Here is a 19,485-nt window from a genome sequence, read left to right on the forward strand (position 1 = left end):
TGGGGGAGAGGCAGAACAGCGCCCGCGGTCCGGCCGGGCGTGTGCGTCCGGCCGGACCGCGGACCACTTCGGTGGCGGCCTGTCAGCCGCTGAACACACTCGCCTCGCGGGAGGTCTCCTTGATGCCGTCGGCCCCGTTGAAGAACCGCTGGCCCCAGCCGGTCAGCCGGCCGGCATCGAAGCCGGTGGCCATGTCGAGATACTCGACACCACTGCCGTTACCGCTCCAGGACCAGCCCATGTACCCCAGTCCGAGCTGCCGGGTACGGGACATGATCGCGTTTTCGTCCGGGTCGCCGTCCGAGTGCTTGTCCCCGAACTCACCGACCACAAGGGGCAGTCCGGCCTTGACGAACCGGTTGAGGTAGTCATCGACCTCGGCGGCCGTGTCGAAGACACCGTACATATGGATCGAGAACACGGTGTTGCGCTGCGAGTCGCTCGCGAAGACACCGGCAGCGTTGTCCCGCATGGTGAACGACCAGTCCTGACCCCAGTTCGGCGCGTCCGCCATCAGGGTGTGCTGGAACCCCGCGGCGCGCAGCCGCTTGACGGCGTCCGACGTGTCGGCAGCCCAGGTGCGGTAACCGGTGTTCCCGAAGGGCTCGTTGCCCACATTCAGGATGACGTACTTCTCCTGCCCCTTCAGCGCGTTCTGGACGCTGATCCAGTAGTCCACCGCGCGGGACAGTGAGGCGGCACCGCTCTGCTCCCCGTACCCCGTGGTGTCGTGCGCCTCCAGCACGCAGATCAGCCGGTTCTTCTTGCACTGGGCGACCACCGCGGTGACGTCCGCCGTGTCATTCTTGGCCCAGCGGTCCCCGGTGCCGAGCACAACGCGCACCGAGTTGGCGCCGAGCGCCTTGACGTCGGCCAGCGCCTTGCCCGTCCGGTCCGGATACCAGGCGTGTGCGTGGTTCACACCCCGCAGGACGAACTCCTTCCCGTTGGCATCCAGCAGCCGTCCGTCGCTGACGTGGAACCCCGGTGCGGCCGCCGCCCCGGCGGACGCCGGTACCGCGAACATCGAGGCGGCCATGGTGAGCAGCGCTCCCACCACAGCGGCCAGTCTCCTTGTCATCCCGTGCTCCCTACATGGTCGGGCGGTCGGGTACTTGGCGGACCACTCTGCACGGGCATGACAACGATGTCTAGACACGGCGTTTAGTTAAGTACGGGTTTAGTGAATCGAAGGGTGCAGGCCAACATCACTGCTCTTCAAGGGCACTTCACCGGTCGCGGCCAAGTGCCCTGGCCATCACGCCTCTTCCGGCTTTTGGGCGTCGATCGCTGCGGCGATCCGGGTGCGGCAGGTGACGCCCAGCTTGGTACGGATGTGTTCGACGTGGGAGTCGGCGGTCCGTTTGGAAATGACGAGGCGTTCGGCGATCTGGCGGTTGGTGAGCCCTTCGGTGACCAGGCCGGCGACCTCGCGCTCGCGCCGGGTGAGGGGGCCGAGGGGACTGCCGTCGTCCGTGTCCGGGGGCGGCACGGTCTCGTTGCCGTGCCCGTTCCCGCCGGCGATGTCGACCAGCTCCGGCACGGGCAGTCGCGCTCCGTACGTGTACACCTGCGTGAAGCGCTTGGCACCCAGACTGAGCATCAGGGTGTTCTCGGTGTCGGTGTGCAGGGCGTTGAGAGCCCGTACGCCCCACAGGGTGGTGCCGACCTGACGCCAGAGTGTGGTGGCGCCGCCGAGCAGCGTCGCGGCGCGCTCGTGCTCGTCGTCGCCGCAGGCCACCCAGGACAGGAACTCCACCGTGGCGGCGAGGCTCATCGTCTCGCCCTGATCGAGGGCGGAGGGCAGCACCCTGCGCCCCAGCTCGCGGCTTTCGTCCGGCCGGCCGACGGCCCAGAGCGCGAGCACCTGGGCGATCATGATGTAGTTGCGCACCCACCGCTCGTGGGGGATGTGTGTCAGCTCCTGCAGGCACTCCTCCGCCTCCCGCAGGGCCCGCGACGGATCACCGTGGGCGGCGTGGCACACCGCGGTGGTGATGTACCCGGCCACCAGGGGAAACAGATCGCCCGACGCCCTGAGCAGCCGACGCGACTCCTCGGTCGACGCCATGTCGCGCGGGACGTCCCGGCTCCACATGAGCATCTCGAAGGTCTCGACGGCCTTGGCGCGGGCGCGCAGGAAGTCGTCGTCCAGGGACTCGGCCACGGCCCGGCAGCGCCCGACCATCTCACGCGCGCCCTGGTCGCCCTGGAGCAGCCCGTAGTAGGAGCCGTAGTACAGGGCGATGCCCTGCTCGACGGTCGGCTCCGGCTCGGCCGTCAGGGCCTTGTCGATCCAGCGCCGGGCCTCGGTCAGCCTGCTCTTGCCGAGCCACAGCCCCCACAGGCCGTTCACCAGCCGGAGCGCGGCCTCGTCTCCCGGCTGCGCGATGGCGAAGTCCATGGCGACGCGGAAATTGTCGAAGTCGGCGGCGAGCCGGTTCCCCCACTCGACCTGCTGGTCGCCCAGCCACTCCTCGCCCGCCCGGCCGGCCATCCGCAGGAAGAAGTCCCGGTGCCCTCGCGCGTACTCTTCGGTGCGGCCGCCGTCCTCCAGCCGCTCGGCGCCGTACTCGCGGATCGTGTCCAGCAGCCGGTAGCGGCACTCGGCGACGCCGTCGACGCGCTGCACCACCGACTTGTCCACCAGGGCGCCGAGCAGATCGAGCACGTCCAGGTCGGCCAGCTTGCCGCCGGCGCAGACCTGTTCGACGGCTGCCAGGGTGAATCCTCCGGCGAACACCGAAAGGCGCGCCCAGAGCTCCTGCTCCGGTGCCGAGCACAGCTCGTGGCTCCACTCGATCGTGGTACGCAGCGTGTGGTGGCGCTCCTGGGCGGACCGTGCCCCGGCCAGCAGCCGGAACCGGTCGTCGAGGCGGTCCAGGATCTGCTCCAGCGGCATGGTCCGCAGTCGTACGGCGGCGAGCTCGATGGCCAGCGGGATGCCGTCCAGGCGGCGGCAGAGCGCGATGACCTCGGATCGGTTCTCGTCGCTCAGCGCGAAGGACGGCAGGGCGGCCTTGGCCCGGGCGACGAACAGCGCCAGCGCGTCGTTGTCGTGTTCGCTCGCGTCCGCGTCCGGCTCGGGCATCGGCGGGATCGGGAGGACGCACTCGCCGGGCAGCGCCACGGGCTGCCTGCTGGTCAGCAGGAGCACCAGCCTGGAAGAGTTGTGCAGAAGCATGTCGACGAACACGGCGATCGCATCCACCAGGTGCTCGCAGGTGTCCAGCACCAGCAGCGCCTGTTTGTCCGCGAAATGGTCGATGAGCTGGTCCATCGGCGCTTGGGACGCGGTCTCCGGCAGGCCGACGGCGGACGCCACCGTGTTGGGCAGGAACTCGGCGTCCCGCAGACCGCTCAGTTCGGCGATGCTCACGCCGGCGGGGAAGTCGACCGTCAGCTGATGGGCAGCCCGCACCGCGACCCGGGTCTTGCCGACACCGCCGAGACCGGTGAGCGTGACGACGCGTGCCTGCGTCACCGCCTTGCGGACGGCCTCCAGTTCCGCCGCGCGGCCGATGAACCCGGTCGTCTCGTTCCGCGTACTGGCCCTGGCCCATGTCCACTGAGTCACGGCGCCCTCCCTCTGCGTCACCAAGAGAGTCTCACGCCGACGCGGGCGGCGTAAGGAAGTTGGGGACGGAGGGGTCCGGACCGGGCAAGGCGTCACCCTTGACGGTGGCATCGCATGGTGCGGTGCGCGGTGCGTCATCCACTCCCTGGTCGACGGCTGCGCACCCGTCCCTCCCACCGCATCCAACGACTCCCGGGGCTCTGAGCAGCACTGACAGGCGTCGGTACTCCCTAGTGGCACGTGCTCCCCGTTCGTTGTCCAGAGCGCGCACTACCACTCGCATTCCACCTGGCACAGGATCTCGGGCATGGGTCGAGCCGGTCCCCGACGGGCCGGCACCGACTCTGCACCCAGGGATTCCAACGGGGAGCCAGGAGGCGCCATGGGCACGACACTGCATCCCCCGCAGCTGATCACCGACTCTCGAACCCTGTACATGGTCTGGATCCCCGCGGACCCGGACGCCGTCACCAAGCTGGTTCCCGATGGGCTGACCCCCGCCGAGGACCGGTCGTGCTACATCAACCAGTACGTCGTCGAAGGCGCTGATCAGACGTCCTCCAGTGGCTCTGCCGAGACGTTCGGCGCGTACTCACTGACCTATCTCGGGGCGAATCTCGCCGGGCTGGACACCGAGGACGGTGTGCCGGGCCGGTGGTGGACGCACTATCACAACAGCTCGGCCGTCATGACGGAGTACGCCGCCGCGCGCGGTGTTCCTGCTGGTGAACCCGGCACTACGAGCCTCGACCTCGACGGTGACACGCTCGTCGCCACGACGGTGATCGGTGGGCGACCCGTCATCCGTACGACCGCTCGCGTCAACATCGGCACACCGCAACGCACCGTGGGACAGCTTCGCTACCTCACCCGCCGGGACGGGGAGTTCCTCAGCGGCCGCTATCCCTTCGTCGCCGATGTCGCCGAAGACTTCGAGGTCCTGTCCTTCGAATTCCTCGACGAGAACCACCCGACCTACCAGCTCCGGCCCGCCGATCCGCTCACGGTGACGTTCGGTTTCTACGCCCCCTCGATGACGTTCTGTTACCCGGGCGGAGAGGGCCCGCTGGGCTCGGAACACGGCGGCTGACCGACAGCCGCCGGTACTCCCGAACTTCTCATCCCGTAACAACTGTCCAAGGAGTAAGCATGGCTCTGCTGGAACGCGCGCAGTGGTACGACATCGCGCGCAGCACCGAGTGGGCACCGCGCTACGTGACCCAGGACGAGCTCTTCCCGCCGGAGCTCAGCGGCGGCGAGGGGCTGCCCGACGAGATCTGGGCGACCTACGACGAGCCGTACAAGATCAGCTACCGGGAGTACGTCGACATCCAGCGGCAGAAGGATGCCGGCGCCTACTCGGTCAAGGCCGCACTGGAGCGGGCCGACCTCTACAACAAGGCCGACCCGGGCTGGATCTCCATCCTCAAGGAGCACTACGCCGCGGTCGCACTCGTCGAGTACGGCGCCTCGTTCCAGGAAGCCCGCTTCGTGCGGTGGTCCAAGGCGCCGGGTATGCGCAACATGGCGACCTTCGGCATGCTCGACGAGATCCGCCACGGTCAGATCCAGCTGTTCTTCCCGCACGAGTACGTCAGTAAGGACCGGCAGTTCGAGTGGTCCCACGCGGCGATGTGGAGCGACAACTGGGTCGCGCTCGGGGCGCGTCACTTCTTCGACGACGTGATGATGACCCGCGACGCGCTCTCCACGTCGATCTTCGCGAACTTCTCCTTCGAGACCGGGTTCACCAACCTGCAGTTCATCGGACTGTCCGGGGACGCGGCAAAGGCCGGCGACTTCACCTTCTCGAAGCTGATCCAGAGCATCCAGTCCGACGAGGCACGGCACGCACAACTCGGTACGCCGCTGCTGCAGATGCTCATCGAGAACGGGCAGAAGGAGCAGGCCCAGAAGAAGATCGACATCGCCTTCTGGCGCTCCTACCGGCTCTTCACGATCCTGTCGGGCATCCCCATGGACTACTACGTGCCGCTCGGCGTGCGAGAGGCGTCCTTCAAGGAGTTCATGGAGGAGTGGATCGTCACGCAGTTCATGCGGTCCCTGGAGGACCTGGGGCTGTCGAAGCCCTGGTACTGGGACATCTTCCTGCGGGACATCTCCGAGCACCACCACGGACAGCACCTCGGAACCTACTCCTGGCGGCCGACGCTGTGGTGGGACCCCGCCGCAGGGGTGAGCCCGGAGGAGCGGGACTGGCTGGAGGAGAAGTACCCCGGGTGGAACGACACCTTCGGCAAGGTCTGGGACGTCCTCATCGACAACATGGCCAACGGCCGGATGGACAGGACGGTGCCCGGCACCCTGCCGATGGTCTGCAACGTCTCCCAGTTGCCGATCGTGGGAACGCCCTCGCGGACGCTGCGTGACATCTCCCTGGTGCACGAGGGCCGCCGCTACCACTTCGCTTCCGAAGTGGACAAGTGGATCTTCCAGGACGACCCGGAGCGCTACCGCCACCACAAGAACCTCGTCGACCGCTTCCTCGGCGGCGACATCCAGCCCGCCGACCTCGGTGGCGTCCTGGAGTACATGGGCCTCGGCACCGTCGGCCCCGGCGGTGAGGACGCGCATGGGTTCGCCTGGCTCGACAGCTACCGCAAGCAGCTCGCGACGGCCGGCTGACCGGCCGTCCAAGGAGGCTCATTCATGGCACTCATCCCCCTGGCCGCGCACTTCGACGGCGACTTCGTCCTCAAGCTGCTGCCGGTCGACACCCACCACACCATGGACGAAGTGGCGGCGGCCGCCGCCGCCAACTCCGTCGGCATCCACGTCGCGGACCAGCCGGAACGCACGATGCGCGTCCGCAAGCAGGGCGCGGACGCACCGTACGAACGCACCGACACGGTCGAGAAGGCCGGCCTCACCCCCACGCAGTGCATCGAGATCTATTTCGAGTGAGGAAGACCGATGACCAACAGTGAACGCATCATCGATCCCGTCGGACCGGTCCTCCAGTCCGGTGAGGTCGCCCGCGCAGTCGCCGACGCGGCTGTGATCGACAACGCCGGGCACCGGGTCGAGGTCCGCGACCGCGGCTCCTACGTCCGTATCGAGGTCGCGGACGGTGAATGCATCCTGCGCCGGGCAACGATCGCCGAGGAGCTGGGCCGTCCCTTCAAGATGTCCGAGCTCGAGCTGATCATGCCGTCCTTCGTCGGGCGCATCGAGACCGGCAGCGATGTCTTCCGCTTCTTCCACACCTTCCAGCAGCCGGCCGGAGCCGGCCACGAGGAGGCCCTCTCATGACCACTCCGCTGAAGCCGCTCAAGACCTGGGGCCACCTGGCCGCGCGGCGGCGCAAGCCCAGCGAGTACGAGATCGTCTCGACCAATCTGCTCTGGCACACCCGGGACGCCGAGCAGCCCTGGGACGTCGGCCACACCGGTTTCATGGCGGACTTCTACCGCGAGCACCGGAACCAGAGCCCGATCACGCACCCGGACTGGAACGCCTTCCGGGACCCGGACGAGCTGGTCTACCGCACGTACAACATCCAGCAGGACGGCCAGGAAACCTACGTCGAGGGGCTGCTCGACCAGCACAATGCCGAAGGGCACGACAAGGGCCTGGCCCCGGAGTGGACCGCCACCCTGGCCCAGCTCTACACGCCCAGCCGCTACCTGCTGCACACGGTGCAGATGGCCAGTGCGTACCTCGTGCACATGGCACCGTCCAGCACGATCGCCAACTGCGCCGCCTTCCAGGCCGCCGACTCGCTGCGCTGGCTGTCCAACGTGGCATACCGCACGGCGGAACTGGGCCTGGCGCACCCCGGGGTCGGCTTCGGTCAGCGCGAGCGCGAGCTGTGGGAAGAACTGCCCGCCTGGCAGGGCTTCCGCGAGCTGATGGAACGACAGCTCGTCACATTCGACTGGGCCGAGGCATTCGTCGCACTCAATGTCGTCGCCAAGCCGGCCATCGACGAGATGGTCTTCCGCCAGCTCGGTGTCAGCGCCCGCCGCCACGACGACGTCCTGCACGCGCTGCTGGCGGAGGCCGCACTGCGCGACAGTGAGCGCTCTCGCCGGTGGACCGGTGCGCTCGTCGCGCACATGGCGGCGGTGGACACCAACCTGCCGCAGCTCAAGAGCTGGGTCGAGAAGTGGCAGCCGCTGGCCACCAGTGCGCTCCGCGCCTACGGCGAGGAGGTGCCCGAGAACGCGGAGGCGGCCGACAACGCCATCGCCGCTGTCAGGTTCTTCCAGCGCCAGCTGGGCATCGGGGGCTGACTCACCGATGACGCATCGAACCGAACACACGGTCTCGGTGGACGGGTCCGACGTTCGCTTCGCCTGCTCGGAGGGGGACACGCTGCTGCGCGCCGCTCTCCGGGCAGGAGTCGGACTGAGCTACGAATGCAACAGTGGCTCCTGCGGAAGCTGCCGCTACGAGCTCCTCGAGGGCGAGGTGCGTGACCGTCGCCCCGACGCACCCGGGCTCACTGCCCGGGACCGCCGCAAGCACCGCCGTCTCGCCTGCCAGAGCGAGCCGCTCACCTCCTGCACCGTCCGCTTGGGTGCGAAGGCGGAGAGCGCGCCCCACCGGCCGTTGCGGCAGACGGCGACGCTGCGGGAGATCCGCCCACTGACCCACGACATGTCCGAGTTCGTGTTCGTCACCGGAAGGCCGGCGGCCTTCAGCCCTGGTCAGTACGCGATGCTGCTGCTTCCGGAGGGCCAGGTCGAGCGCGCCTACTCGATGAGCAACGTCGGCAACTGCTACGGGGAGTGGAGATTCGTCGTCAAGCGGGCGCCGGGCGGCGAGGCGACCTCCATCCTGTTCGACAAGCTGGAAGTCGGTGCGCGCGTCGTGCTCGACGGCCCGTACGGACACGCCTATCTGCGACGGGACAACCCCCATGCCGTATGCGTCGGTGGCGGCTCGGGCGTCGGGGCGATGATCAGCGTGCTTCTCGGGGCGGCCGCACTGCCCGACGCGGACAGCCGGACCGTGCACCTCTTCCTGGGCGGCCGGTCCCCTGCGGACCTCTTCCGGCCGGCCGCACTGGAGTTGGCACAGTCGCGCCTCGGCGCACTGCACTTTCACACTGCGGTCTCGGGGACGAGTCCTGACGGTGCCGAGGCGCTCGGGACGGGGGGAAGCCCCTACCGCGGTTTCCTGCACGAGGCCGTCCTCGACGTGCTGGGCGACACCCTCACCGATTTCACCTTCTACGCGGCAGGACCACCCGCCATGACCGACGCGCTCGCGCGCACGCTCGTACTGGAGAAGGGGCTCACCGCAGACCAGCTCCACTTCGACCGGTTCTGCTGAGAAAGGAACACCGACCGATGGGATTTGTCCGAGTGTGCAGCCTGGACGACGTCTGGGAGGGCGATATGGAGTCCTTCGAGGTGGCCGGCCGCGAAGTGCTCATCGCGCACCTCGACGGCGGCCAGGTCGTCGCCACCCAGGCGATCTGCCCGCACCAGCAGGTCGAGCTCGTCGAGGGAGAGCTGAGCAAGACGACCCTCGTCTGCAAGAGCCACCTGTGGTCCTTCGACCTGGCCACCTGTGAAGGCATCAACCCGGGACACGCGCGGCTGGCCCGCTACCCGGTCAAGGTCGACGGCGACGACGTCTACATCGACCCCGAAGGCGATACCCCCAAAGTCGCCCATTCCTGATCGAGACAAGGAGAAGAAGACCACATGGTTGCCATCAACTGCGATATGGGCGAGTCCTACAGCATCTACCGCTGTGGTGACGACGAAGGCATCATGCCCTACATCACCGTCGCGAACGTCGCCTGCGGCTATCACGCCTCGGACCCGGTCGTCATGCAGAAGACGGTCGCACTGGCGAAGAGGCACGGCGTCAAGGTCGGCGCCCACCCCTCGCTCCCGGACCGCGACGGCTTCGGCCGGCGCGAGATGAAGTTGGAACGGGACGAACTCACCGCCGCCGTCCTCTACCAGGTCGGAGCCCTTTCGGCCTTCCTCGAGGCCGAGCGGATGCCGCTGAACCACATCAAGCCGCACGGCGCTCTCTACGGGCTGGCCTCCCGCAACGAAGAAGTCGCCGTTGCCATCGCGGACGCCGCGGACGTCTTCGACGTGCCGCTGATGGGTATGGCGAACACGATGCACGAACAGGTGTGGGGATCCCGTGGCCCCGGCTTCATCGCCGAGTACTACACCGACCTCGACTACCGCGCCGATGGCTCGTTGATCATCACCCGCGAGCACGCCGCGTACGACCCCGCCGTCGCCGCCGAGCGCTCCGTACGCGCGGTGACCGAGGGAGTCGCGACGTCGGTCGACGGCAAGGACATCCCGATGCGGGCCGACTGCATCTGCATCCACTCCGACACCCCGGGCGCCGTCGACCTCGCGAAGTCCGTCCACGAGGCCCTGCAGCCGTACCTGACCTGATCACCGAAGCCGAACCACTCAGTGAAAGCGAGGTGTGCTGATGCCGCGTCATGAGGTGGTCTCACCCATCCCAGGCGTCTTCTATCGCAGGCCGGACCCCAACAGCCCCGAGTACGTCAAGCCGGGGCAGACCGTCACAGCGGACGACCCGGTCGGCCTGGTGGAAGTCATGAAGTCCTTTCACCCGGTGCCGGCCGGCGTAGCGGGGGCGGTGGTCGACTTCGTGGCCGAGGGGGACTCCGTCGTCGATGCCGGGCAAGTGCTCGTGATCCTGGAGGTGGAAGGATGAAGCGCCTGCTCGTGGCCAACCGCGGCGAGATCGCGGTACGGATCATCCGCGCGGCCCGTGACCTCGGGATAGAGACCGTGGCCGTGGCCAGTGAGGCGGACCTCGACGCGGCACATGCCCGCCTCGCCGACACGGTCGTCCCCATCGGCCCCGCGCCCGCGACCAAGAGTTACCTCCTGCCCGCCGGCATCGTCGCCGCGGCGCGCGAGGCGGGCGCCGACGCGGTGCACCCGGGATACGGCTTTCTCTCCGAGCGTGCCGACTTCGCGGCAGCCGTCGCCGACGCCGGGCTGACGTTCGTGGGACCGGACGCCTCGGTCATCGAGCAGATGGGTGACAAGGTCCGTGCCCGGCAGGTCGCGATGGCCGCAGGGGTGCCCACCGTCCCCGGCACGGTGGACGGTGTCTCCGACGTCTCGGCCGCGGTGGCGGCCGCGGCCGAGGTCGGCTATCCCGTGATGCTCAAGGCTGCCGCGGGCGGCGGTGGCCGCGGAATCCGGGTGGTGAACGACGAGGCAGAGCTCAGGTCGGCCTTCCCGACTGCCTCGGGTGAAGCGGCCAGTGCGTTCGGCGACGGTCGCATGTACCTGGAGCGGTTCATCCGCAGCGCTCGGCACGTCGAGGTCCAGGTGCTCGGCGATGGCACGGACGCCATCCACGTCTTCGAGCGGGAGTGCTCGCTGCAACGTCGCCGGCAGAAGGTCATCGAGGAGGCCCCCGCTCCGGGGGTCGATGCGGACATCCGCGCCGCGATGACCGCGGCGGCGGTGCGACTGTGCCGGGAAGTCGGCTACCGCAGCGCCGGCACCTGCGAATTCCTCGTGGACGATGACACCGGGGAGTTCTTCTTCATCGAGATGAACACCCGGATCCAGGTGGAACACCCCGTTACGGAGCTGATCACCGGGATCGACCTGGTGGCCCGGCAACTCCGCATCGCGTCAGGTGAACCACTGAACATCGGCCAGTCCGATGTGACGAAGCGCGGCCACGCCGTCGAGTTCCGGATCTGCGCCGAGGACCCCGACCGCGGCTTCATGCCAGGGCCGGGCCGTATCGGACACGTCGAACTCCCCGGCGGGCCCTGGGTGCGCACCGACACCTGGCTGCGACCAGGCGGTGCGGTGTCTCCGTTCTACGACTCGCTCATTGCCAAGGTCGTCGTCTGGGGCGAGGACCGCCCCACCGCCCTGAGGCGCGCGCGCCGTGCACTCGGTGAATTCACCGTCGAAGGCGTCCCCACCACAACGACGCTACTGACCGAGATCATCGACCAGCCCTGGTTCGCGAGCGGTGAGTTCAACACCGGCACCCTTGAGGACTGGCTCGCGGAGCGCGCGAAGCCAAGTGGGACGGGGGCAGTGGCATGACGACGGCCGAATCCACCACAGCGCGGTACAGCTGGGGCGGTGACGAGCACATCTTCGTCGAGCTCGCCGAGTCGATGAGCCTGCGCGCGAACTTCCGTGCCATGGCGATCACCACCTCACTGCGTGAGCAGCGCCCCGAAGGCGTCCTCGAGATCTGTCCGGCCAACGCGTCCTACCAGGTGCGTTACAACCCGGACGTCATCGAGCCGCACACGCTGCTCGAACTGCTGCGGGACATCGAGAAGCAGGTCGGCGACGCCATCGACTTCAGTCTCGCCACTCGCATCGTCGAGATCCCCGTCCTCTACGAGGACCCGTGGACGACCGAGACACTCCAGCGCTTCCGCGACCATCACCAGGACCCGGACGCCACCGACATCGAATACGCGGCCCGCATCAACGGGATGTCCGACACCCGGGAGTTCATCGCCGCGCATTCGCAGTCGCCCTGGATCACTTCCATGGTGGGCTTTGTGGCAGGGCTTCCCTTCATGTTCCAGATGGTCCCTCAGGACCGGCAACTGATCGTTCCCAAGTACCTGCGGCCACGCACCGACACCCCCAAGCAGACGGTGGGACACGGGGGCTGCTTCGGCTGCATCTACTCCGTGCGTGGTGCCGGCGGATACCAGATGTTCGGGGTCACCCCGGCGCCCATCTACGACCCGGGTCAGGAACTGCCCGATTTCGAGGACTCCCTGGTCTTCTTCAGGCCCGGTGACATCGTCAAGTTCACCCCGATCGATCGCGACCAGTACGACGAGCACGTCAAGCAGGTCGAAGCGGGCACGTACCGCATCCGTTCCAGGCCCTTCGATTTCCGCCTGGAACCCTTCCTCGACGATCCCGACGGCTTCAACTCCCGCATGCTGGAGGTGCTCCGTGCCGATTGAGGTGCACAAGCCGGGCCTGTCCACCACGCTCCAGGACGCAGGTCGCAACGGTTACTACGACGTCGGCATCCCACCGTCCGGGGCACTCGATCAGTACGCCCTGACAGCAGCCAACCATCTCGTGGGTAACCCGCCCCACGCCGCCGCACTCGAGTGCGTTTACATGGGTCCGGAGCTCAGCTTCACCGAACCGGCCACCATCGCCGTGACCGGCGCGGAGCTGTCACCCCGGGTCAACGGCGAAGCACGCCCCCTGTGGGAGTCCTTCCCCGTCGCCGCCGGTGACGTGCTCGATTTTGAATTCGTCAAGGCCGGCGCCCGCGCTTACGTCGCCGTCGCGGGCGGTATCGACGGCCCCGTGATGCTGGGCAGCCGTTCCACGTACGGGCTCGGCGGGCTCGGCCGGCCGCTCGCGGCCGGAGACCTCCTGCCGATCGGTCCGGGCTCCAGCACCACCGCGGGCCGTGTCATACCCGAATCCCTGCGGCCGGTGCTGAGCAAGGAGGTCGAGGTCCGCGTGGTCATGGGTCTCTACGACCACGTCCTGGCCCCGCAGGGGCGAGCGGACTTCCTGGACACGACCTGGACCCTCACCCCGGTCGCCGACCGCGTGGGCTTCCGGTACAAGGGCTCGGAGCTGGAACTCATCAAACGCACTCCGCCTTTCGGCGCCGGGCAGGACCCATCGAACATCGTCGACGCCCCCTACCCGATCGGTTCCATCCAGGTCCCCGGAGGGATCGAGCCGATCGTCCTCCACCGCGACGCGGTCTCCGGCGGCGGCTACATGATGATCGCCACCGTGATCAGCGGGGACCTCGACGTGGTCGCCCAGTCCGCACCCAACACCCGTACGCGATTCGTCGAGGTCAGCCTCGATGAGGCCATGGCAGCGCGCCGCGATTACCGGCAGCGGTCCCAGCGGCTTGCCGACCTCTTCACCTAGACAGCCGACTTCTTTACCCGGACAAGGGAGAGCCCCCATGCCGCACGTCCGCATCGACTGGTTCACCGGCCGCTCCGTCGAGCAGCGGCGCGAACTGGCTGAAGTCCTCACCCGCGAGATCTGCCGTATCGGCAAATGCGACCCGGATTCCGTCGGCATCGTCTTCACCGACGTCGACAAGGAGAACTGGGCCCGCGCAGGCAAGCTCTTCGCCGACGGCTGACGACAGCCACCCGCGCCGTGACGCCGTCGGCCGGCCCGCTCGGCCGGCCGACGGCGTCCTCGCCCCGTCTCCACAGGAGTAGTCATGACCACACTTCGCTCGCACGCCCTGCTCGACTGCGCTCCCGATGTTCTCTGGAAGGTGGTGAGCGACGCCGCGCACATCAGCGACTGGTTCCCCGCCATCACCACGTCCACCGGTGACGACACCCACCGGACGGTCACCCTCGAAGACGGCACCCGGCTCGAGGAGTCCATCGTCACCCGCGACCCTCGGCTGCGGCGGTTCCAGTACCGGGTCGTCGGCGGTGACCTCCCGGTCGAGCATCACCTCGGAACGATCGACATCTTCGACGTCGGGCAGCGGTCGCTGCTCGTGTACAGCACCGAGATCGAGCCGGCGACGCTGGGGGAGGCATTCGGCCCGGCCGTCGAGGAAGCGGTGCAGCACCTCGCCGCCTGCGTGCGCTGACACGCTGCTGCTGCCCGTCCCCGGCGACGGCCGGGGCGCCGGTCCGTCACGGGGCCACTCACACCTGATCGTCGAGTTGCAACGCGAACCAGAGCTCACTGCGCGTCGCGGGGTCGTCGATGTCGCACTCCAACGCCTCGGCCACCTTCGTCATGCGGTAGCGCAGAGTGTGGCGGTGGATTCCCAGTGCCGACGCCGACGCGTCGACCTGGCCGTTGTGGGCGAGGAACGTCCACAACGTATGCCGCAGGTCGATCTTGGACTTGCCGTTGCCGCTGTCCGTCAGAGGCTGCAGCAGCGTCTCCGCCCAGGCCCGTGCCTCGGGGTTCATCAGGTGACGCATCAGGCCCATGGTCGCGACGTCCCCCGCGACCACCAGCTTTCTGTTGGCGTCGGGCGCCGCGTTGAACACCGAGTGGACCTTGCGCCAGGCGTCCGGGAGCTCGCCTCCCGGGGCCGGCTCGCTCACCGCGCCACGGGCGTAGGGAACCTGCCGCAGCAACGACTCCAAGGTCCGGATGTCGCCCTCCGCCTGCGGCAGGAGGACGACCACACGCCCCTTGTCCCACACCGCCACCAACGCACCCAGGCTCAGCAAAGCGTGATCGTTCTCCGCGCACTCGAGCAGTTCGAGCTCGTGACGGACGGGGACGCCCAGCAGAGCAACCCGGAGCCGGCCCTCGGGCCAGCCCGTCTCGAGTACCGTACTGATCGATTCCGCCAGGGCCGGCTCGCCCTCGATGGCGATCTTCACGACGGCAAGCCGATGCTGGCGGGCCAGGTGCAGTGCTCCTCCCCGGCCCTGCAGGTCGGCGCACAACAGCGACACGGCAGTGATGATGATCGCCTGGTCGGAGGCGGTGAAGCTCAGCGAACGGCCGACGGCGAGGAAGCCCCGGACGCGTCCGCCGACCGCAAGCGGCATGAGGATCACCGAGTCACCCCCCACCGTCATCGACAGGCTCCGTCCCGTGTCACCGTCACGAAGCCGCGCGAGGTCGATCCGCACCCGGGGCAGATGCATGCGTCCGACGGCGGTGCCGGCACGGAGGTCACCCTCCTGATCGAGCACCAGCACCCAACAACGCAACGCCTTGGCCAATCGGCTGACGATCGCGCGGGCCACACTGGGCGAGAGGGCAGCCCTCGCCAGGTCACGCTGTGCGGCGACGGCGAAGGTCAGAGCCCGCTGCTGCTCGTCGACGAGGCAGTTTCCGACATACCGGCTGATGTCCGCGAACGCCGCGTCCTCGGAAACCGAGAGCAGTGGCAACGACGCCTGGTGCGCGGCCTCCGCGAGGTCGTCCGGCACCGCCGGGTACTGACCGCTCAGGCCGAAACCGAGCGCCACGGCTCCCGCTTCGACCAGCCGGGACACATAGCGGCGGTGTTCGGACGCGTCGGGGGAGAGCCGCGAACCGGTGGTAAGGACGAACTCGCCGCCCTCCAGAAACACCGAGGGGTCGGGGTGCTCGCTGACCAGCGCCCACTTCACCCCGCGGTGGAGGTGTTCGGCGCCCGTTCGGACGGAGAGGCCGAGTTCACGCTTGTTGACCAGCGCCTGCAGAGTAAGGCTCATCTGCACTCCCGAAGTTCACGGAGGACCCGAGCGAGGTTGCGGAGGCCCGAGTAGTTTCGGCCATGTCCATGTATGGTGCTGGAACTTAACATCGAAGCCGGAACCGCCACAGCCCCGAGACCCGATCCCCCCACTCCTTGACACGCCGCTCGGAGAGAGGACCGATGGCCGCGATCATTGAGCGTTCCGAACTGCCCGAAGACCGGCCGACGGTCACCTATCGGTCCGCCGGCGACCGTTATGTGCTCGTCGAGTACGGCGCCGAGGCAACGGTGGATCTGTGCGCCAACTTCTTTGTGCACGCGGTCGCCAGACGCATCGCTGCCTGCCCGATACCCGGAGTGGCCGAAACCGCTCCCGGGCTGCGGTCCCTGCTCGTCCGTTTCTCTCCCCGGCAGACCTCTCAGTCCGCTGTCGTCGAGGCGTTGGAAGCAGTGCATCATGAGGTCCCTCCGCCGTCCTCGCTGACCGTGCCCAGCCGCCGCATCGTGCTCCCCATCGCCTTCGACGACTCGACCTCGCGGGAAGCCATCCACCGTTACCTGATCACCGTTCGGCCCGATGCCCCGAACGTGGTGAACGGAAACAACGTGGACTACGTGGCCCGTTACAACGGTTTCGCCGACCGCGAGGCGCTGTACTCGACGATCCTGCGGACCGAGTGGTGGAACGCCTTCACCGGCTTCTATCCCGGCCTGCCCTCGCTTCTCCCGATGGATCCGCGCTGCAAAGTCGCGGCACCGAAGTACAACCCCGCGCGGACGTGGACGGCCGAAGGCGCTGTCGGTCTGGGCGGTCCCTGCATCGTCATCCATCCGCTCGAAACGCCCGGGAGCTATCAACTCCTCGGCCGTACCCTCCCGATCACCGACCTCTTCCGGAACGAACGGAGCCGGCTCCTCGATCCCGTCCTGTTCCTCTTCGGTGACCGCGTGCGGTTCGAAAGGGTCGAGGAGAGCGAGCTCATCGAACTCAGGCGCCAGGTGTTCGAGGGAACCTACGAATACCGCATCGAAGTCGGCCAGTACTCGATCGCCGAGCACCTTGCCGAGGTCTCCCGCGTCTCCGATGAAGTGCGGAGCCGTCATCTCGAGCTCACCGCCGCTATGCGCGAGGTGAAGGTACCGTGACAAGCACCGGACACACTGACCGGAAAACCGTGCCGGCGCTGGAGATAGTCGACCCGGGCCTGCAAACCACGGTGCAGGACTATCCTGGCCGACTCGGACTCCAGTCGCTCGGCTTCTTTCCGGCCGGACCGGCGGACCATCTCGCGTTCCGCGTGGCCAACGTTCTCGTCGGGAACCGACCGGGAGCGGCCGCGCTGGAAATCCCGCGCGGCCGGTTCCACGCTGTGGCGTTGTGCAGCGGTCTTGTCGCGGTCTGCGGAGCCAGCGGCGTCGACGTCACACTCAACGACAGGCCAGTGCCCACCTGGCAAGCGGTTCCTGTCTCCGAGGGCGACTCGTTGCGTTGCAGCGTGGCCCGCGGACCTGGTTTCCGGCTGTACCTCGCGGTCTCCGGTGGTATCGCCGTGCCCGAGGTGTTCGGTTCCATGTCCACATTCCTGGTGGGCGGAATCGGCGGGCTGGACGGGCGCGCGCTGGCACCTGCCGACGTTCTCAACGCGTATGCCGGCCGTACCGCCCGCAGGCGGGGTTACCGCCTTCCGGTCGACCTGCGGCCGCGGTACACCAGTGACTGGGAGATCGAAATCCTTCGCGGTCCGCACGCCGATCCGGAGTTCCTCACCGAAGCCGACTACAAAGAACTCCTGAGCAATGAGTGGCGTGTTGACGTCAGCTCCGACCGCGCGGCGACACGCTTTCACCCGCACCGGTTCCGTTGGGCCCGTGACAGCGGCGACATAGCCGGTGGTCATCCTTCCAGCGTCCTGGACGGCTGCTATCCGCTCGGCGGCATCCTGGCGTACGGCGACACCCTCACCGTCCTCGGACCGGACGGTCACGTCTCCGGCGGGTCCGCCGTCGTCGCCACGGTCGCCCACGCGAGCCTGTGGAAGATCGGGCAGCTCCGTCCCGGCCGCGACACCGTGCGACTGCGCGAGATCGATCTCGACCAGGCCGCCGGACTGGATGAGCACGCTCAGTTCATTCTCCGTCCGGAGCAGCTCGAACCCCTGTGAGGGCGAGCACGGGAGGTCGCTGAGCTCGATCATCGGATGAGCGCTCGCCATCGGGCCGCCGTGCACCCGCGGGAGCCGTCCGCACGACTGCCGCAGTCGCCTGAGCCACCTGCTCGCCGGTGAGGTCGGCGCGGGCGGTCAGCCGCAGCCGGGAGATCCCGTCCGGCACGGAGGGCGGCCGGAAGCAGCCCACGTGCAGCCCGGCCGCGCGGCAGTCGGCCGCCCAGCGGAGGGCCGCCTCGGGTGAGGGCGCCTGTACGGAGACGACAGCAGCGTCGGGGCGGGCTGCGGTGAGCCCGGCCCCGGTCAGCCGGCAATACAGTTCGGCGGCGACGGTACGGGCGCGGCCCGCGCGCTGCGGCTCCCGGCGCAGCAAGCGCAGCGCTTCGAGGGCGGCTCCGGTGGCGGCGGGGGCGAGTCCGGTGTCGAAGATAAAGGTGCGGGCGGCATTGACCAGGTGGTTGATGACGCGGGCCGGGCCGAGAACGGCGCCGCCCTGACTGCCCAGGGACTTGGAGAGGGTGACGGTGGTGACCGTATCGGCATCTCCGGCCAGGCCCGCCGCGTACGGGGCACCTCGGCCGCCGTCTCCGAGGACGCCCAGGCCGTGGGCGTCGTCGATGAGCAGTGCTGCGCCGTGCCGGCGGCAGGCGGCGGCGAGGGCGGGCAGCGGGGCGGCGTCGCCGTCGACGGAGAAGACGGAGTCGGTGACGGCCAGCGCGGGTCCGGCGTGGCCTTGCAGTGCCTTGCGCACGGCGTCGGGGTCGGCGTGCGGCACGACAGCGGTCTCGGCGCGGGAGAGGCGGCAGCCGTCGATGAGCGAGGCGTGGTTGGCGGCGTCGGAGACGATGAGGGCGCCAGGACCGGTCAGGGCGGTGACGGCGGCTAGGTTGGCGGCGTAGCCGGAGGAGAGGACGAGGGCGGCCTCGGCACCGCAGAAGTCGGCGAGCTCCGTCTCCAGCGCGGCGTGCAGCTCGGTGGATCCGGTGACCAGCCGCGAACCTGTGGCGCCCGCGCCCCAGCGCCGGGCGGCCCGGGCGGCGGCCTCGGTGACCTCGGGGTGGCGGGCAAGGCCGAGGTAGTCATTGCCGGCGAGGTCCAGCAGCGGGGAGTCGGCGGTACGGGGCCGCAGGGTCCGCACGAGACCCGCGCGCTCTCGTGTCGCGTGGGCATCGTCGAGCCAGCTGAAAGGTTCCTGGGACATCGTCCATCCTCTGTCGGCCGGATTCGTTCGGTGGAACGTACCGTCGAGCGGACGCGGCCCGGCTCTGCGCGGTACGCACAACGGGTCCGGCGCCGTTGTCCCACCCGTCCTATGGCCGGGGCGAGTGACGGCGGACGAGGATCTGCGCCATGGACTTGCTGAACACACTGGTGGACAAGGGACTTCGGCGCGAGCTGCCGACGCGGGCCGAAGCACGCGCCGTATTGGAGACCTCCGATGACGAGCTGCTCGATGTGGTGGCCGCGGCGGGCAAGGTGCGGCGGCACTGGTTCGGGCGGCGGGTGAAGCTGAACTACCTGGTCAACCTCAAGTCGGGCCTGTGCCCGGAGGACTGTTCCTACTGCTCCCAGCGGCTCGGCTCCAAG

19 protein-coding genes and 2 pseudogenes are annotated in these 19,485 nt (G+C 68.4%); 17 read left to right on the forward strand and 4 right to left on the reverse strand.

Translation table 11 applies throughout. The annotated features are described in order from the left end of the window. Positions 1-82: 82 nt before the first annotated feature. Together IG84_RS0132140 and IG84_RS0132145 are read right to left on the reverse strand one after the other, a co-directional pair. The gene (locus tag IG84_RS0132140) at positions 83-1,081 is read right to left on the reverse strand and encodes a cellulase family glycosylhydrolase (RefSeq protein WP_031065088.1); all 999 of its coding nucleotides are present in this window, start codon (positions 1,079-1,081) and stop codon (positions 83-85) included. A gap of 177 nt (positions 1,082-1,258) precedes the next feature. Continuing rightward, positions 1,259-3,577 carry an ATP-binding protein gene (locus IG84_RS0132145; RefSeq protein ID WP_245659681.1) on the reverse strand — a complete coding sequence of 773 codons (2,319 nt, stop codon included), beginning with the start codon at positions 3,575-3,577 and terminating at the stop codon, positions 1,259-1,261. A gap of 382 nt (positions 3,578-3,959) precedes the next feature. On the opposite strand from IG84_RS0132145, the gene IG84_RS0132150 reads away from it, so the two are divergent. The 14 genes from IG84_RS0132150 to IG84_RS0132215 all read left to right on the forward strand — a co-directional run bounded on the left by IG84_RS0132150 (position 3,960) and on the right by IG84_RS0132215 (position 14,170). Then, positions 3,960-4,667 carry an acetoacetate decarboxylase family protein gene (locus tag IG84_RS0132150; protein ID WP_031065094.1) on the forward strand — a complete coding sequence of 236 codons (708 nt, stop codon included), beginning with the start codon at positions 3,960-3,962 and terminating at the stop codon, positions 4,665-4,667. A gap of 59 nt (positions 4,668-4,726) precedes the next feature. After that, a complete protein-coding gene (locus IG84_RS0132155) occupies positions 4,727-6,223 on the forward strand; it encodes a YHS domain-containing protein (RefSeq protein ID WP_031065097.1) in 1,497 nt (498 codons plus the stop codon). 24 nt (positions 6,224-6,247) lie between these two features. Continuing rightward, positions 6,248-6,502 carry a toluene-4-monooxygenase system B family protein gene (locus IG84_RS0132160; RefSeq protein WP_031065100.1) on the forward strand — a complete coding sequence of 85 codons (255 nt, stop codon included), beginning with the start codon at positions 6,248-6,250 and terminating at the stop codon, positions 6,500-6,502. 9 nt (positions 6,503-6,511) lie between these two features. Next, the gene (locus tag IG84_RS0132165; RefSeq protein WP_051862698.1) at positions 6,512-6,850 is read left to right on the forward strand and encodes an MmoB/DmpM family protein; all 339 of its coding nucleotides are present in this window, start codon (positions 6,512-6,514) and stop codon (positions 6,848-6,850) included. Next, positions 6,847-7,833: a ferritin family protein gene (locus tag IG84_RS0132170; RefSeq protein ID WP_031065106.1), complete on the forward strand. Its 987-nt coding sequence runs from the start codon at positions 6,847-6,849 to the stop codon at positions 7,831-7,833. The genes IG84_RS0132165 and IG84_RS0132170 overlap by 4 nt, the downstream gene beginning before the upstream one ends. A 7-nt stretch (positions 7,834-7,840) precedes the next feature. After that, the gene (locus IG84_RS0132175) at positions 7,841-8,878 is read left to right on the forward strand and encodes a 2Fe-2S iron-sulfur cluster-binding protein (protein WP_031065109.1); all 1,038 of its coding nucleotides are present in this window, start codon (positions 7,841-7,843) and stop codon (positions 8,876-8,878) included. Positions 8,879-8,895: 17 nt separating this feature from the next. Next, positions 8,896-9,231: a monooxygenase system ferredoxin subunit gene (locus tag IG84_RS0132180; RefSeq protein ID WP_031065112.1), complete on the forward strand. Its 336-nt coding sequence runs from the start codon at positions 8,896-8,898 to the stop codon at positions 9,229-9,231. A gap of 24 nt (positions 9,232-9,255) precedes the next feature. Further along, positions 9,256-9,978: a 5-oxoprolinase subunit PxpA gene (gene pxpA, locus IG84_RS0132185; RefSeq protein ID WP_031065115.1), complete on the forward strand. Its 723-nt coding sequence runs from the start codon at positions 9,256-9,258 to the stop codon at positions 9,976-9,978. A 40-nt stretch (positions 9,979-10,018) separates the two neighbouring features. Then, entirely contained in the window at positions 10,019-10,267 is a 249-nt protein-coding gene (locus IG84_RS0132190; RefSeq protein WP_031065119.1) for an acetyl-CoA carboxylase, read from the forward strand. Beyond that, positions 10,264-11,637, forward strand: coding sequence for an acetyl-CoA carboxylase biotin carboxylase subunit (locus tag IG84_RS0132195; RefSeq protein ID WP_031065131.1), 1,374 nt, complete (start codon positions 10,264-10,266; stop codon positions 11,635-11,637). Before IG84_RS0132190 ends, IG84_RS0132195 begins: the two co-directional genes overlap by 4 nt. Beyond that, entirely contained in the window at positions 11,634-12,530 is an 897-nt protein-coding gene (locus tag IG84_RS0132200; RefSeq protein ID WP_031065135.1) for a 5-oxoprolinase subunit B family protein, read from the forward strand. The genes IG84_RS0132195 and IG84_RS0132200 overlap by 4 nt, the downstream gene beginning before the upstream one ends. Continuing rightward, positions 12,520-13,476: a 5-oxoprolinase subunit C family protein gene (locus IG84_RS0132205; protein WP_031065136.1), complete on the forward strand. Its 957-nt coding sequence runs from the start codon at positions 12,520-12,522 to the stop codon at positions 13,474-13,476. Before IG84_RS0132200 ends, IG84_RS0132205 begins: the two co-directional genes overlap by 11 nt. Positions 13,477-13,513: 37 nt before the next feature. Beyond that, positions 13,514-13,699 (forward strand): tautomerase family protein, encoded by a 186-nt coding sequence (locus IG84_RS0132210; protein WP_031065140.1) that lies wholly within the window; start codon positions 13,514-13,516, stop codon positions 13,697-13,699. Between the two features lie 84 nt (positions 13,700-13,783). Further along, on the forward strand, positions 13,784-14,170 hold the full coding sequence (locus IG84_RS0132215; protein ID WP_031065143.1) for an SRPBCC family protein: 387 nt from the start codon (positions 13,784-13,786) through the stop codon (positions 14,168-14,170). A gap of 58 nt (positions 14,171-14,228) precedes the next feature. On the opposite strand, the gene IG84_RS0132220 is transcribed toward IG84_RS0132215, so the two are convergent. Beyond that, complete coding sequence (locus IG84_RS0132220) at positions 14,229-15,749, reverse strand: PucR family transcriptional regulator (RefSeq protein WP_031065148.1); 1,521 nt, start codon at positions 15,747-15,749, stop codon at positions 14,229-14,231. Positions 15,750-15,913: 164 nt separating this feature from the next. Here IG84_RS0132220 and IG84_RS0132225 point away from each other — a divergent pair, with 164 nt between their 5' ends. Together IG84_RS0132225 and IG84_RS0132230 are read left to right on the forward strand one after the other, a co-directional pair. Further along, a complete protein-coding gene (locus tag IG84_RS0132225; protein ID WP_037801091.1) occupies positions 15,914-16,879 on the forward strand; it encodes a carboxyltransferase domain-containing protein in 966 nt (321 codons plus the stop codon). Continuing rightward, positions 16,876-17,895: an acetyl-CoA carboxylase biotin carboxylase subunit family protein gene (locus IG84_RS0132230; RefSeq protein WP_078649652.1), complete on the forward strand. Its 1,020-nt coding sequence runs from the start codon at positions 16,876-16,878 to the stop codon at positions 17,893-17,895. Before IG84_RS0132225 ends, IG84_RS0132230 begins: the two co-directional genes overlap by 4 nt. 70 nt (positions 17,896-17,965) lie before the next feature. Here the strand turns inward: IG84_RS0132230 and IG84_RS0132235 are convergent. Continuing rightward, a pseudogene (locus tag IG84_RS0132235) lies at positions 17,966-19,099 on the reverse strand (8-amino-7-oxononanoate synthase); the annotation flags it as partial. Between the two features lie 149 nt (positions 19,100-19,248). On the opposite strand from IG84_RS0132235, the pseudogene IG84_RS0132240 reads away from it, so the two are divergent. After that, positions 19,249-19,485, forward strand: a pseudogene (locus tag IG84_RS0132240) (biotin synthase BioB); the annotation flags it as partial.

The sequence above is a fragment of the Streptomyces ochraceiscleroticus genome (assembly GCF_000720485.1).
GTDB lineage: Bacteria > Actinomycetota > Actinomycetes > Streptomycetales > Streptomycetaceae > Streptomyces > Streptomyces ochraceiscleroticus.